Source organism: Micromonospora sp. CMU55-4 (assembly GCF_011602315.1).
GTDB lineage: Bacteria > Actinomycetota > Actinomycetes > Mycobacteriales > Micromonosporaceae > Micromonospora > Micromonospora chalcea.
In genome coordinates, this window is record NZ_JAAOLH010000001.1 from 25,227 (window position 1) to 38,442 (window position 13,216).

15 protein-coding genes are annotated in these 13,216 nt (G+C 74.6%); 9 read left to right on the forward strand and 6 right to left on the reverse strand.

Annotated elements, in window-relative coordinates; translation table 11 throughout:
- Positions 1-49 precede the first annotated feature (49 nt).
- The 4 genes from HA073_RS00100 to HA073_RS00115 all read left to right on the forward strand — a co-directional run bounded on the left by HA073_RS00100 (position 50) and on the right by HA073_RS00115 (position 3,454).
- Positions 50-748, forward strand: coding sequence for a sigma-70 family RNA polymerase sigma factor (locus tag HA073_RS00100; RefSeq protein WP_030503038.1), 699 nt, complete (start codon positions 50-52; stop codon positions 746-748).
- Positions 745-1,527 carry an anti-sigma factor gene (locus HA073_RS00105; RefSeq protein ID WP_030503037.1) on the forward strand — a complete coding sequence of 261 codons (783 nt, stop codon included), beginning with the start codon at positions 745-747 and terminating at the stop codon, positions 1,525-1,527. The genes HA073_RS00100 and HA073_RS00105 overlap by 4 nt, the downstream gene beginning before the upstream one ends.
- A 205-nt stretch (positions 1,528-1,732) precedes the next feature.
- Positions 1,733-2,392, forward strand: a complete 660-nt coding sequence (locus HA073_RS00110; protein WP_064447175.1) for a hypothetical protein — start codon at positions 1,733-1,735, stop codon at positions 2,390-2,392.
- 147 nt (positions 2,393-2,539) lie between these two features.
- Complete coding sequence (locus HA073_RS00115) at positions 2,540-3,454, forward strand: DNA-3-methyladenine glycosylase (protein ID WP_104114374.1); 915 nt, start codon at positions 2,540-2,542, stop codon at positions 3,452-3,454.
- A 4-nt stretch (positions 3,455-3,458) separates the two neighbouring features.
- Here HA073_RS00115 and HA073_RS00120 read toward each other — a convergent pair whose 3' ends face one another.
- Positions 3,459-3,980: a DUF1990 family protein gene (locus HA073_RS00120; RefSeq protein WP_064447269.1), complete on the reverse strand. Its 522-nt coding sequence runs from the start codon at positions 3,978-3,980 to the stop codon at positions 3,459-3,461.
- A 55-nt stretch (positions 3,981-4,035) separates the two neighbouring features.
- Here HA073_RS00120 and HA073_RS00125 point away from each other — a divergent pair, with 55 nt between their 5' ends.
- Positions 4,036-4,524: a GNAT family N-acetyltransferase gene (locus HA073_RS00125; protein ID WP_043325626.1), complete on the forward strand. Its 489-nt coding sequence runs from the start codon at positions 4,036-4,038 to the stop codon at positions 4,522-4,524.
- Here the strand turns inward: HA073_RS00125 and HA073_RS00130 are convergent.
- Together HA073_RS00130 and HA073_RS00135 are read right to left on the reverse strand one after the other, a co-directional pair.
- Positions 4,499-4,921: an SRPBCC family protein gene (locus tag HA073_RS00130; RefSeq protein WP_166455439.1), complete on the reverse strand. Its 423-nt coding sequence runs from the start codon at positions 4,919-4,921 to the stop codon at positions 4,499-4,501. The two genes, HA073_RS00125 and HA073_RS00130, sit on opposite strands and share 26 nt — an antisense overlap.
- Positions 4,922-5,156: 235 nt before the next feature.
- The gene (locus HA073_RS00135) at positions 5,157-5,369 is read right to left on the reverse strand and encodes a hypothetical protein (protein WP_043325629.1); all 213 of its coding nucleotides are present in this window, start codon (positions 5,367-5,369) and stop codon (positions 5,157-5,159) included.
- Between the two features lie 136 nt (positions 5,370-5,505).
- Between HA073_RS00135 and HA073_RS00140 the strand changes: the two genes are divergently transcribed.
- Positions 5,506-6,618: an ATP-dependent DNA ligase gene (locus HA073_RS00140; RefSeq protein ID WP_064447172.1), complete on the forward strand. Its 1,113-nt coding sequence runs from the start codon at positions 5,506-5,508 to the stop codon at positions 6,616-6,618.
- 19 nt (positions 6,619-6,637) lie between these two features.
- The gene (locus HA073_RS00145) at positions 6,638-8,242 is read left to right on the forward strand and encodes an alpha/beta hydrolase (protein ID WP_064447268.1); all 1,605 of its coding nucleotides are present in this window, start codon (positions 6,638-6,640) and stop codon (positions 8,240-8,242) included.
- 51 nt (positions 8,243-8,293) lie between these two features.
- Here the strand turns inward: HA073_RS00145 and HA073_RS00150 are convergent, their stop codons facing one another.
- Complete coding sequence (locus tag HA073_RS00150; RefSeq protein ID WP_166455440.1) at positions 8,294-9,571, reverse strand: YncE family protein; 1,278 nt, start codon at positions 9,569-9,571, stop codon at positions 8,294-8,296.
- Between the two features lie 163 nt (positions 9,572-9,734).
- Here HA073_RS00150 and HA073_RS00155 point away from each other — a divergent pair, with 163 nt between their 5' ends.
- Together HA073_RS00155 and HA073_RS00160 are read left to right on the forward strand one after the other, a co-directional pair.
- On the forward strand, positions 9,735-10,883 hold the full coding sequence (locus tag HA073_RS00155; RefSeq protein WP_064447170.1) for a helix-turn-helix domain-containing protein: 1,149 nt from the start codon (positions 9,735-9,737) through the stop codon (positions 10,881-10,883).
- 67 nt (positions 10,884-10,950) lie between these two features.
- Positions 10,951-11,403 (forward strand): GNAT family N-acetyltransferase, encoded by a 453-nt coding sequence (locus HA073_RS00160; protein ID WP_030503026.1) that lies wholly within the window; start codon positions 10,951-10,953, stop codon positions 11,401-11,403.
- Positions 11,404-11,500: 97 nt separating this feature from the next.
- Here the strand turns inward: HA073_RS00160 and HA073_RS00165 are convergent, their stop codons facing one another.
- Positions 11,501-12,226, reverse strand: coding sequence for an ABC transporter ATP-binding protein (locus HA073_RS00165; RefSeq protein ID WP_030503025.1), 726 nt, complete (start codon positions 12,224-12,226; stop codon positions 11,501-11,503).
- A complete protein-coding gene (locus HA073_RS00170; protein ID WP_069089390.1) occupies positions 12,226-13,215 on the reverse strand; it encodes an ABC transporter ATP-binding protein in 990 nt (329 codons plus the stop codon). Before HA073_RS00170 ends, HA073_RS00165 begins: the two co-directional genes overlap by 1 nt.
- Position 13,216: the final 1 nt, after the last annotated feature.

Consider the following 13,216-nt stretch of genomic DNA (forward strand, 5'->3'; position numbering starts at 1 on the left):
GCCATGCCCGTGGGGGGCCGGCTGATGTCATTGGACAGCGGAGGTCTGCATGCATGCGGTGGCGGCCGGCTGGCACGGCGAAGTGGCGCGGCCCGAGTGGATGTTCGCCCGGGCACAACCACACTCGCGCGCCTCGCGTTCCCGCCGGGGGGTCGACGCCCGGCCCGCCGATCGCCAGAATGACCCGGTGCCGCCGCGACCCGCTCCCGGACGCCACCAGGCGACCTCCGCCGAGGCCAGCCACTCCGACCAGCTGATCCGCCTGCTGTACGCCGAGCACGCCGGCCCGCTGCTGATGTTCGTGATGCGGCTGACCGGCGGGGACCGGCAGCGGGCCGAGGACATCGTGCAGGAGACGCTGCTGCGGGCCTGGCGCAACGCGCACCGGCTCGGCGTGCAGGGCCAGGGCTCGTTGCGTCCCTGGCTGGTCACGGTGGCCCGGCGGATCGCCATCGACGAGCACCGCAGCGAGCAGGCCCGCCCGCCGGAGACGTACGACCGGGATCTGACCGCGTTCGCCGAGGCGGACAGCACCGACCGGGTCCTGCGCACGATGACGGTGGCGGACGCGCTGCGTACGCTGAGCCAGTCGCACCGGGAGATCCTGGTGGCGACGTACTTCCGGGGGCGCACCGTGCCGGAGGCGGCCGAGGAGCTGGGGCTTCCGCTCGGCACCGCCAAGTCGCGGGTCTACTACGCGCTGCGCGCGCTGCGCACGGCTCTGCAGGAGAGGGGGGTGACCGAATGAGCCGGGCCGACCACATGGACGTCGCCGCGTACGCGCTCGGCGTGCTGGACGCGGAGGACGCGGAGCGGTTCGAGGAGCACCTGGCCACCTGCTGGGCCTGCGCGGCGGAACTGGAGACGATGGTCCCGGTGGTGGGGCTGCTCTCCGGCATCGACGGCGAGGCGATGGCCGCGCTGGAGCAGACGCACACCGATCCGGCGCTGCTGGACCGGACGCTGGTGGCGGTGCGGCGGGACCGCCGTCGTACCCGGGTGCGGCAGTTGCTGGCGACAGCGGCGGCAGTGGTGGTGTTCGGCGGCCTGAGCGGGGTCGCCGCCGGGATGCTCGGCGACGAGCCGGGGCCGACGCCGCAGGCCGGGCCGACGCAGACCGCGCCGACCGCGGCGCCGAGCGGCGAGCCGGGCAACCCGAACGACCCGGGCGTCGGCGGGGAGAAGCCGATCGAGGGCGACCAGCACAACGCCACCGACGCGGGCACCGGCGTGCAGACCACGATGTGGCTGGCGCGCAAGGAGTACGGCACGCAGATCTCGGTGCAGCTGAGCCGCCTGCCCGGGCCGCGTGTCTGCCGGCTGGTGGTGGTGCGCAAGAACGCCACGAGCGAGGTCATCTCCACCTGGTCGGTGCCGGCCGGCGGCTACGGCACGAACCAGAACCAGCTTCCGCTGGAGCTGACCGCCTCAACCTCCGCCCCGGTGCGCGACATCGACAAGCTTCAGGTGCAGTCGGTGGACGCGAACGGGGTGGCGAGTCCGCTGGTGACGGTGGACGACATCTGATCCGGTACGACGACGGCGTCGGGCGGCTGGACCGCCCGGCGCCGTCTTGTCGTGTCCGGGCCGGCGGACCCCCTCGTGCTGACGCACGCGCCAGAACGGCTGTCGGTTCAATCAGTCCACTGTGAAATGTGCCACCGTTTCGACTTCAACCTTGACAGTGCCGCGCCCGTACTACTCGGCGAACTGCCAAGAACGAGGAGGGCACGTGGCACACCACAAGCGGACGACCGTCATCGTCGCGAGCGCGATGGTCGCACTTACGGCCTGCGCCCCCGCAGGCTACAACGGGGCGAACTCGAGCGCGGCCGAGCCGGTCGCCGTCGCCGCGGCCGAACCCACCGCGGCGGCCGAACCGGAGGCGTCGGCGGCTCCCGAGGAGGAGCCGGTCGCGGACAAGGCGCCCCCGGCCAACGTGAAGATCACCGACGAGCTGGTCGGCAAGAAGCTGCCCCGGATGGGCCGCGTCGTCACCGACCAGGACGGCTGGGTGCTGTACCGGTTCGACAAGGACTCCGACGACCCGCCGCAGTCCAACTGCGTGGACAAGTGCGCCGAGGTCTGGCCGCCGTCGCTCACCGACGGCAACCCGAAGCTGCGTGGCGTCTCCGACGACAAGGTCGGCACCATCACCCGCCAGGACGGCACCCGGCAGCTCACCATCGGCGGCTGGCCGGTCTACCGCTACATCGGCGACAAGAAGCCGGGCCAGTGGAAGGGCCAGGGCGTCGGCGGCACCTGGTTCGTGGTCGACCCGAACGGCAAGAAGAACCTGACCTGCCTGCCGACCGGCACGCCCAAGCCGGTCGCGCCGCCCGCGGCGGGCAGCTCGAACAGCTCCGGCGGCGGGTCGGACTACTCGTACTGACGCACCAGGTCACGGTGACCGGTCGCCGCCGGGGAGGGCGCGGCCGGTCATCGTCGGGAACCCGGGAGGCGGGGCGCACCGGCATCGCCCCGCCTCCCGGCTCGGCGTGTCCGGCGTCACCGCCGGGACGCGTGGCAGAGTGGCCGGGTGACCTCGCCCGCCGCCCGCCGCACGCTGCGCCCCCCGGCCGGCTACCGGCTGGCCGCGTCGGTGCGGGCGCTCACGTTCAGCCCGTACGACCCGTGCGCGCGGATCGCCGCCGGCACGTTCTGGTGGGCCACCCGCACCCCGGACGGACCGGCCACGCTGGCGCTGCGCCCGGAGGCCGGCGAGCTGACCGCCGAGGGGTACGGCCCCGGCGCCGGCTGGGTCGTCGAGCGGGCCGACCGGATCGCCGGACTGTGCGACGACCTGACCGGGTTCGCCGCGCTCGCCGCCGCGCACCCGCTGGTGGCCCGCCTCGCCCACACGCACCACGGGCTGCGGATGCCCGCCACCGGCCAGATCTTCCCCCGGCTGCTGCGGGCCGTCTTCGAGCAGAAGGTCACCGGCAAGGAGGCGTACCGGGCGTACGCCGCCACCGTGCGGCACTTCCGCGAACCCGCCCCGGGTCCGCTGCAACCACTGCTGCTGCCGCCGGAGCCGGCCGCGGTGGCGGCCACGCCGTACTGGGTGTTCCACCCGTTCGGGGTGGAGCAGCGACGCGCCGACACGCTGCGCCGCGCGGCGGCCGTCGCGGACCGGCTGGAACGCTGCGCCGACTCGGCCGAGGCCACCCGGCGGCTCACCGCGATCCCCGGCATCGGGCCGTGGACCGCCGCCGAGGTGGTGCGCATCGCGTACGGCGACCCGGACGCGGTCAGCGTCGGCGACTACCACGTGCCGAACACGGTGGCCTGGGCGCTGGCCGGTGAGCCGCGCGGCGACGACGCCCGGATGCTGGCGCTGCTGGCGCCGTTCCGGGGGCACCGGGGCCGGGTGTGCGTGCTGCTGGAGGCGGCCGGGATCCAGGCGCCGAAGTACGGCCCGCGCGCCCCGATCCGCTCGTTCGCCCGCTACTGACCGCTCAGCGCCGCCGGCACAGCCGCCGCAGCGTCCGGCCCAGCCACCAGGCGTACGCCCGCTGGAAGCCGAGCACGACCGGCCCGCCGGCCCGCACGTACCAGTGGGCGGGGCGACTGAACGCGGTCACCTCGAACCAGACGCCGTCGGCACCCCGGGTGACCAGGAACGCCTCCTCACCGACCTCCGGGTGCCCGGGCAGCGTGCCGTAGCCGAACCCGGCCCGGTCCGGCTCGTCCACCACCCAGACCACCTCGGTCGGGCCCCACAGCCGCGCCGGGCCGACGCCCAGTCCCGGCGTGACACGTACCCCGGGCGCCGCGCGCGGCGCGTCCGCGCGCATCACCACGCCCGCGGCGCGGTGCAGCCGCCAGCCCAGCAGCGCGTCCGCCGCGACCGGGAAGCCGCCGTCCGGCAGCCGGACCCGGTGGCGCAGGTGGTGGTAGCCGGCCGGCAGGCCGCCGTCGCGGGTCGCGCCCACCTCCGGGTACGTCAGCTCGGGCACGCCGGTCACCTCCACGCTGATGGGAACACCCCCGCCAGCGTACGGCCGCTTCTGAGCGCTGTGGTGAGCTGAGCCGGTGACCGACGTGACCATCGCCCCCGCCGACGTCGCCGACGCCGGTGAGATCCTCACCGTGCAGCGCGCCGCGTACCTGGTGGAGGCGCAGCGCTACCGGGACGTGTTCCTGCCCCCGCTGACCGAGACGCTGGACGAGGTCCGGGCGGCGCTGGCCGGACCGGACGTGGTGCTCGCCGCGCGGCGCGGCCCCCGCCTGGTCGGCTCGGTACGCGCCCGCGTCGACGGCGACACCGCCCACGTGGGCCGCCTCTCGGTCGCGCCGGACCAGCAGGGCCGGGGCGTCGGCGGACGGCTGCTGGACGCGGTCGAGCAGGCCTGCGCGGGCCGGGTGACCCGGTTCGCGCTGTTCACCGGCGCGGACAGCGCGGCGAACCTGGCCCTGTACGCGCGGCGCGGCTACCGGGTGGTGGCGCACCGGCCGGACGAGAACGGCAACCGCCTCGCCGTGCTGGAGAAGACGGTCAGCCCTGCTCGCAGCGGCGCCTGAGCCCGTCCGCCTCCTGCCGCAGGTAGCGGCGCATCATCGACCCGGCGAGCAAGCCGAGCAGGCCGGCCAGCGGACCGGTCTGCACCAGGGCCAGCTCGGCCCGGGTGCGCCCGTCGCCGAGCGCGACGAGGCGGTGCTCACCCCGGCTGCGTACGCCCGCGCTCGCGGACTCCCAGACGAACGAGTACGGCGGCTCGATCTCGGTGACCCGCCACACCGCCGGGGGCAGGCGCGGCTGCTCCAGCCGGGCGGTCGAGCCGAGCGCCAGCGGACCGGGTTCCAGCCGGCGGGCGGCGGTGACCGAGGGCGTCCACTCCGGCCAGCGCTCGACGTCGCTCTGCACCGCCCAGACCCGGTCGACGTCGGCGGCGATCTCGACGGACTCGACGAACCGCATCGGCGTTCCTCCCCCGTGGACGGTCCGCTCAGGCTACGCCCGCACTCCACCCGCCCGCCGTCCCGCGCGCGCCCCGCTCCGCTCCCCGCCTCCGCGCCCCGCCTCCGCGCCCCGCTTCCGCGCCCCGCTTCCGCCCCGCCTCGTCGATCTTGGACTTGTGGTGCCCAGGATGCCCGATTGACGAGCTTTATGAGGCGCCACAACTCCAAGATCGGAGCCTCGCCGGGGCGGCGGGTCAGGCCGCTTCGCGCAGGTCGGCCAGGGTGACCGGGGCGTAGCGCTTCAGCAGGCGTTCCAGCTCGGTGATCGAGCCGACCTCGCCGAGGACGTTCGCGCCGCCGCCGTGCTCGGCCGGATAGCGGTGCGCCAGCCGGTAGCGGTAGCGGCCACGGATCAGCTCGACGCTGACCCGCCAGCGCCCGCAGCATCCGCAGCTCCACTCCGGCACGCCGCGAAGGTAGCTCTGACCTGCGGTTTCAACATCCGGGCAGCGGTGACGAAGGCGACCGGCACGGGACACGCCGCCCGGCCACCCCCGGTGATCTGCCTCACCACTGTCGGTGGGGTCTGGTTGACTGGTCGCCGTGGACCTGCCGATCAACCCTCCGGTCGAGCCGATGCTGGCCAAGAGCGTGTCCGAGCTGCCCACCGATCCCGGCCTGACCTACGAGCCGAAGTGGGACGGCTTCCGCTGCATCGTGTTCCGCGACGGTGACGAGGTCGAGCTGGCCAGCCGGGGCGGCAAGTCGATGACGCGCTACTTCCCGGAGGTGGTCGAGCAGGCGCGCCGGCAGCTCCCGCCCCGGTGCGCCGTCGACGGCGAGCTGATCGTGATCCGCCGGGACGGGCCGGGCGGGCACCCCCGGCTCGACTTCGAGCTGCTGGCCCAGCGGATCCATCCGGCCGCCTCCCGGGTGAAGCTGCTGGCCGAGACCACCCCGGCCGACTTCGTCGCGTTCGACCTGCTGGCCATCGACGACGAGCTGCTCACCGGGCAGCCCTATCCGCAGCGCCGCGAGCGGCTGGAGCAGGCGTTGTCCGGGGTGCGCCCGCCGGTGCACGTGACCCAGGTGACCACCGACCCGGAGACGGCCCGCCGCTGGTTCGAGGTGTTCGAGGGCGCCGGCCTGGACGGGCTGATCGTCAAGCCGGCCGACCTGCCGTACGAGCCGGGCAAGCGGCTCATGTTCAAGGTCAAGCACGCGCGCACCATGGACGCGGTGGTGGCGGGCTTCCGCTGGCACAAGTCCGGCCCGGTGGTGGGCTCGCTGCTGCTGGGGCTCTACGACGACCAGGGCGTGCTGCACCACATCGGCGTCAGCTCCTCGTTCACCATGGCCCGCCGCAAGGAGCTGCTGGACGAGCTGGAGCCCTACCGCGAGGTGGGCGGCGAGCACCCGTGGGTGCACGGCGACCACGAGCGCGGCCAGCGCATCCCGGGCGGGGTGAGCCGGTGGACCGGCGGCAAGAACCTGGAGTGGGAGCCGCTGCGTCCCGAGCTGGTGGTCGAGGTGGCGTACGACGCGATGGAGGGCGACCGGCTGCGCCACACCGCCCGGTTCGTGCGCTGGCGGCCCGACCGTGATCCGCGCTCCTGCGACTACGGCCAGCTCGACCGCCCGATCCGCTACGACGTCGACGAGGTGCTGCGCGGCGATCCGGCGGCGACGGTCGGTGACGCGGCCGGCCGGGCGTAGCCTGGCGGTCGACACGATCATGGAAGGCGCCCACGTGACAGGCTTCCCCGACCGGACCCGCCGGTTCCGGCCCGCCCTCGCCGCGTTCGTCGCGGCGGTGGTGCTCACCGCCGGCTGCACGCTGCCGGCGTTCGCGCCGCGCGCCGAGAGCGAGGGCGAGGCCGCCCCGCCGGGCACCGCCCCGGAGTGGCGGGCCTGCCCGGAGGTGCCGAACGAGCTGGTCGGCCGGGGTGCGGCGGACATGCGCTACGACTGCGCCCGGATCGCCGTGCCGCGCAACTGGGGCACCGGGGCAACCACCGGCGCGACCGCCGGGCCGGGCGCGGGAGAGACGTTCGAGATCGCGCTGATCCGGGCCCGTTCGACAAAGCAGCGCGACCGGATCGGGTCGCTGGTGGTCAACCCCGGCGGGCCGGGGGCCTCGGGCGTGGACACCGCCGTCTACCTGTCCTTCGGTCCGGCGTTCGGCGGGCTGCCGACGTCGGTCACCGACCGGTTCGACATCGTCGGCTTCGACCCGCGCGGGGTGGCCCGGTCCAGCCCGGTCAAGTGCATCTCCGACGCCGACCTGGACGCCAGCTTCGGCTACGACCCCGACCCGGAGAGCCAGTCGTCGTTCGACGGCTTCGTCGGCCTCAACCGGCGCATCGGCGAGCGGTGCGGCGCGAAGTACGGCGACCAGCTTCCGCTCTACGGCACCGAGCAGGCGGCCCGCGACATGGACGCGGTCCGGGCGGCGGTCGGCGACGACAAGCTGACGTACCTCGGCTACTCCTACGGCACGCTGCTCGGCGCCACCTACGCCCAGCTCTATCCGCAGCGTGTGCGCGCCCTGGTGCTCGACGGCGCGGTCGACCCGCAGCAGAAGCTGATCGCCGGGTCGGAGAGCCAGGCGAAGGGCTTCGAGCGGGCGTTCGACAACTTCTCCCGCTGGTGCGCGGCGAACGCCGGCCGCTGCCCGATCGCGCCGGACGCCCGCGGTGCGGTCACCGACGCGATCGCCAAGGCGAAGACCTCCCCGGTACGCGGGCAGGACGGCCGGGAGGCGACCTCCGGCTGGGTCTTCTACGCGGTGATCTCCTCGCTCTACACCGAGCAGGGCTGGCAGGAGCTGGCCCGGGCGATCGACGAGTTGCAGGGCGGCGACCCGGCCGGCGTGTTCAAGCTGGCCGACTCGTACGCGGGCCGGGAGCCGGACGGGCACTACTCCAACCTGTTCGACGCCAACCTGGCGGTCAACTGCGCGGACGAGACCGAGAAGCCGACCCGGGAGCAGGTCCGCCAGTTGCAGTCGCAGTGGCGGCAGAAGTACCCGCTGTTCGGTCCCGCCCTCGCGGTGGGGATGCTCGGCTGCGTGGAGTGGCCCGGCGAGCGGGACCCGTATCCGACCGGCCGGGCGAACGGCGCGCCGCCGATCCTGGTGGTCGGCACCACAGGTGACCCGGCCACGCCGTACGAGCAGACGCCCGCGCTGGCCGCGATGCTGGGCGTGGGTCGGGTGCTCACCTGGGAGGGTGAGGGACACACCGCGTACCCGCAGACGCCGTGCGTGACGTCGGCGGTCGACGCGTACCTGATCTCGCTCACCGTCCCCCGGGAGGGGCTGCGCTGCCCCGCCCGGTGACGGTCCGGCCGGCGGCCGGGAGCCGGACGCCGGCCGGTGGAACGTCGGCGGTCAGCCGGCGGCCGGGGGCGTCCAGTCCTGCGGCACGTGTCCGATCCGGACGCGCTGGGGGTGGTCGCCGACCGGGACGCTCGCGACCTTCTGCCCGGTCGCGAAGTTGATCGCGGTGACCTGGTCCGCGCCGGATTCGGAGATCACGCAGTCCCGGCCGTCCCCGCTGACCGTGGCCCAGTACGGCTTGTTCGCGGGCACCAGCGGCCCCTCGCGCAGCGTGGCCCGGTCGAGCACCGTGGCGTAGTCGTCCATGGTCCCGGCGACGCAGATCCGGGCGCCGTCGGGGCTCATCGACAGGCCGTGGTGCCGGGAGTCGTTGACCCAGGTGGTGCGGTCCTCGCTGGTGGCCGGGTTCTTCGGCAGCGTGGCGATGCGGGTGATCCGGTCGGTGGCCACGTCGTACTCGACCACACCGTTGAAGAAGGACACCTGGAAGTAGAGCCGACTGCCGTCGGGGGTGAACACGGCCGGGCGGACCGCGTCGGAGAGGTCGCGGCGGCCGGCGGCGTCGAGGCGGTCCCGCATGTCGATGACCTTGACCACCTGGTACGTGCTGGTGTCGGCGACGGTGATCCGGCGGTCGCCCTTGGTCCAGTCGAGCCAGGGCGCGTCCAGGTCGGTGTTGACCTCGCCGATGGACATGTTCCACAGCCGGGTGCCGCCGTCGGTGTAGATGTTCTCGTGCGGCTTGTCGCCGGCGCCGAACGAGCCGAGCTGCGTTCCGGTGCGGATGTCCAGCACGTGCACGGTGTTGGAGGTGGAGGCGGAGACCGCGACGCGGGTGCCGTCGGGTGACACGGCCATGTGGTCGGCGCGGTAGCCGGAGACCGGGAACCGCCAGCGCAGCGCGCCGGTGGCGAGGTCGATCGAGACGACGTCGGCGAAGCTGGGCCGGGACACCACCACCGCGCTGCCGTCCGGGGTGGTGTACATGTCGTCGACGAACTGGTCGTGGCCCTCCCCCGGGCCCTGCCGGATGCCGAGGAAGTACGCCAGTTTGATCGGGTTGAGGTAGATCTCGCGCAGCCGCGCGGCGCGGTCCGGGATGACGTTGATCCGGCCGAGCTTGGCGTAGTCACCACGGGACCGGATGACGTCGGCGGTGCCGTCCCAGTTGTTGCCGACGAACAGCACCTCCTGGAGCGGGACCGCGGCGGCGGCCGGCGCGGGCGCCGTCAGCAGCGGGGCCGGGGCGACGAGGGTGAGCGCGGCCAGCACGGCCAGGCCGGCACGGCAGCGGCGGGTACGGGACGGGTGCTGTGGCACGGGTGTCATGGACGCCTCCTGGCAGCCGGTACGACATCGACGTTTCTCAGTGGCGCGAACGGTGTTACCTTGCGGTAACAACCAGGAGAGCAACCGGCCGGCTGCCGGGGCTAGGGACCGGACGCCAACGCCCGCGCGACCTGGTTGTGCCGCGACGACAACGGGAGGCGGCGTGACCCGGACCGGGAACGTCCCCACGTTCGGCACGCTGCTGCGCGACCTGTCCGCCGACCCGGCCGCCGTCGACGAGGTGGCGCGCGCGGCCCGCGTGAACTCCCCCGAGGTGGCCCGGCTGCCCGCCGACGAGGTACGCCGCCAGGTCGTCCTGCTGCTGACCAGTGGTCTCGGCGCGCTGGAACGCCACGAGGACCCGGCCGGACGGGACTTCGCCGAGGCCCGGCGGCTGGGCGCGGACCGGGCCGCGCAGGGCGTCACGGTGGCCGGGCTGCTGCGCGGGGTGCAGGCCGGACGGGACCGCGCGGTGGAGCTGGTGGTCCGGCACGGCCGGGCCGCCGGCATCCCGGACGAGGTGCTGCTGGAGGGGCTGCTCACCATCGGCCGGTACGCCGCGGCGGTGGAGCGGGCAGTGGTCGACGGGCACCGGGCCGCCGAACGGGACCTGCTCCGCACCGGCGCGGCGGCCCGGGCGCACCTGCTGCGGCGGCTGCTGCGCGACGGCCCGGCGGGCCTGCCACCGGCCGAGCTGACCCGGTTCGGGCTGCGGCCGGACGGGCGCTACCACTGCCTGGTCGCCGCGCCACCCGACCCGGTACGCGCGCACGCGCTGCACCGGCAGCTCATCCGGCACGGCGGGCTGCTCGGCACCGTCGACGACCGGCTCGCCGGGCTGCTCCCGCGACCGCCCGACGCCGTACCGGCCGACCTGCTGACGCTGGTGACGCCCGCACAGCCGCTGGCGCGGGCACCGGCCATGTACGCGCTCTGCCTGGCGGCGCTGGCCACGGCGGCGCACCGGCGGCTGCGCGGCCTGCGTCAGGTCACCGACCTGGCAGGGGAGACCGCGCTGGCCGCCCAGCCGGTCCTGGCCGAGCTGCTGCGCGGCACGCTGCTCGGCGCGCTCGACCCGGCCGACGACTTCCACCGGGACCTCGCCGGCACCGCGCTCGCCTGGCTGCACCACGGCCAGCGGCTGGACCAGACCGCCGCCGCGCTGCACGTACACCCGAACACGGTGCGCTACCGGCTGCGGCGGCTGCGGGAGCTGACCGGCGGGCCGCCGGTCGAGGAGGGAGCGCGGTGCACGGTGCCGGAGACCGTGCACTGGTGGTGGGCGTTGCGGAGTTGGCTGGACGGCGGCTGAGGCCGCCGCACCTCCTCGACGCCAGACCGGGCGACACCGGCACGAGGCGCTGTGCCAGGCTGGCCGGATGACCGAGGTGATCTTCCGGGAGGCGGTCCGCGCCGACCTGCCGGCCGTGCTCGCGCTGCTCGCCGACGACGTGCTGGGGCGTACCCGTGACCTGCCCGAGGTGGACGCGGCGTACGAGCGGGCCTTCGCCGACCTCGACGCCGATGCGCGCAACGAGCTGATCGTCGCCGACGACGGCGGGGAGCTGGTCGGCTGCTTCCAGCTCACCTACATCCCCGGGCTGGGCCGGCACGGCGCCGAGCGGTGCCTGATCGAGTCGGTGCGGGTCCGCTCCGACCGGCGCGGCCGTGGGCTGGGCGGGACGATGATGCGCTGGGCGATCGACCGGGCCCGGGAGCGCGGCTGCGCGCTGGTGCAGCTCACCACCGACAAGCAGCGCGCCGACGCGCACCGGTTCTATCGCGACCTGGGCTTCGTGGCCAGCCACGAGGGCATGAAGCTGGCGCTCTGACCGGGCCGCGACCAGGCGCCGGGCCGCCGCGACCCGGCACCCGGCCGCGACCGGGCGCCGGGCCGCCACCCGAAGGCGCGCGGCCCGGTCACCCCGGTCAGTCCTCCGGCGCCAGCCGGCCGTCGCGCAGCGTCAGCGTCCGGTCGGCCATCTCGATCAGCGCCGGATCGTGCGTGGCAACCAGCGCGGTCATCCCCCGCGCGTGCACCACCGCCCGGAGCAGGTCCATGATCGAGCGGCCGGTCTCCGAGTCGAGCTGGCCGGTTGGCTCGTCGGCGATCAGCAGGTCCGGCTCGTTCGCCAGCGCCCGGGCCACCGCCACCCGCTGCTGCTGCCCGCCGGACAGCTCGTACGGGCGCTGCGCCGCGTGCCCGCCCAGCCCGACCAGCTCCAGCAGCACCGCCACCCGCTGCTCCCGCTCGGCCGCCGGCACCTTGGCCAGCCGCAGCGGCACCCCGACGTTCTCCGCGGCGGACAGGATCGGCACCAGGCCGAACGTCTGGAACACGAACCCGATGGTGCCCCGCCGCAACGCCAGCAGCTCCCGCTCGCCCGCGGCGGTGACCTCGTGCCCGGCCACCCGGATCAGGCCGGCGTCCGGGCGGTCCAGGCCGCCGACCAGGTTCAGCAGCGTGGTCTTGCCGGCGCCGGAGCGGCCCCGCACCGCGACCAGCTCGCCGCGCCGGGCGGTGAAGGAGACGTCCCGTACGGCGTGCACGGCGTGCTCGCCCTTGCCGAAGGTGCGGCTCACCCCCTCGACCCGGACCACGTCCTCCACTGCCGTCCCCGGCACCGCCGGCAGCACCACTGTCTGGTCGGTCATCACTCACTCTCCTCGGCGTGCGTCCGGTCGCCGGGGCGCACCTCGACGTGATCGGGTTCCAGATTGAGGCGGACCCGGTCACGCAGCGACAGCGCCTCCACGAACTGCGCCGGCAGCTGCATCCGGCCGGTGCGGTCCAGCACCGCGTACTCCTCGCTGACCATCTCGGTGCCGCCGTCGGCGGTGACGCGCGCGGTCCGGCGTACCTCGGAGGCGGTCCGGCCGTCGCGGATCGCGACGGTACGGCGGACCTGGCCGGCCACGGCGTGGTCGTGGGTGACCACCACGATGGTGACCCCCAGCTCGGCGTTGATGGTGCGCAGCGCGGCGAACACCTCCGCGCCGGTGGCCTCGTCCAGCTCACCCGTGGGTTCGTCGGCGAAGAGGATCTCCGGGTCGTTCGCGACCGCCACGGCAACCGCGCAGCGCTGCTGCTCGCCGCCGCTCATCTGGCCCGGACGGCGGTCCGCGCAGTAGCCGACGCCGACCATGTCCAGCAGCTCGCGGGCCCGTTCCCGCCGCTTGCGCCGCCCGCCGCCCCGCCCGGCCAGCTTCATCGGCAGCTCCACGTTCTCCAGCGCGGTCAGGTACGGCAGCAGGTTGCGGCCGGTCTGCTGCCAGATGAAGCCGACCACCTCCCGCCGGTACGCCAGCCGCCGCTTGTTCGACAGCGACAGCAGGTCGTAGTCGGCGACCCGGGCGATGCCGGCGGTCGGGGTGTCCAGGCCGGACAGGATGTTCAGCAGGGTCGACTTGCCGGAGCCGGAGGCCCCGACGATCGCGACCAGCTCACCCCGGTCGATGACCAGGTCGAGGCCCTGCAGGGCGACGACCTCGACGCCCTCGGTCTTGAAGATGCGTACCAGGCCGTCGCAGACGATGTGCCCGCGCAGCCGGTCCCGCCCTCCGGCCCGTTGCGCGGCCCGTTCGGCCGCGCGTTGCTGCAGGGACGCCAGGTCCGGTACGGACGTCTCGGCGGTCGCGGTCATC

What these genes read in the sequence shown, in the direction of transcription:
- HA073_RS00145 (WP_064447268.1), top strand. Translation starts at nt 6,638, where the DNA reads ATGGAAGGCGCCCACGTGACAGGCTTCCCCGACCGGACCCGCCGGTTC.
- HA073_RS00165 (WP_030503025.1), bottom strand. Translation starts at nt 12,226, where the DNA reads ATGACCGACCAGACAGTGGTGCTGCCGGCGGTGCCGGGGACGGCAGTG.
- HA073_RS00100 (WP_030503038.1), top strand. Translation starts at nt 50, where the DNA reads ATGCATGCGGTGGCGGCCGGCTGGCACGGCGAAGTGGCGCGGCCCGAG.
- HA073_RS00105 (WP_030503037.1), top strand. Translation starts at nt 745, where the DNA reads ATGAGCCGGGCCGACCACATGGACGTCGCCGCGTACGCGCTCGGCGTG.
- HA073_RS00130 (WP_166455439.1), bottom strand. Translation starts at nt 4,921, where the DNA reads ATGCGGTTCGTCGAGTCCGTCGAGATCGCCGCCGACGTCGACCGGGTC.
- HA073_RS00160 (WP_030503026.1), top strand. Translation starts at nt 10,951, where the DNA reads ATGACCGAGGTGATCTTCCGGGAGGCGGTCCGCGCCGACCTGCCGGCC.
- HA073_RS00150 (WP_166455440.1), bottom strand. Translation starts at nt 9,571, where the DNA reads ATGACACCCGTGCCACAGCACCCGTCCCGTACCCGCCGCTGCCGTGCC.
- HA073_RS00170 (WP_069089390.1), bottom strand. Translation starts at nt 13,215, where the DNA reads ATGACCGCGACCGCCGAGACGTCCGTACCGGACCTGGCGTCCCTGCAG.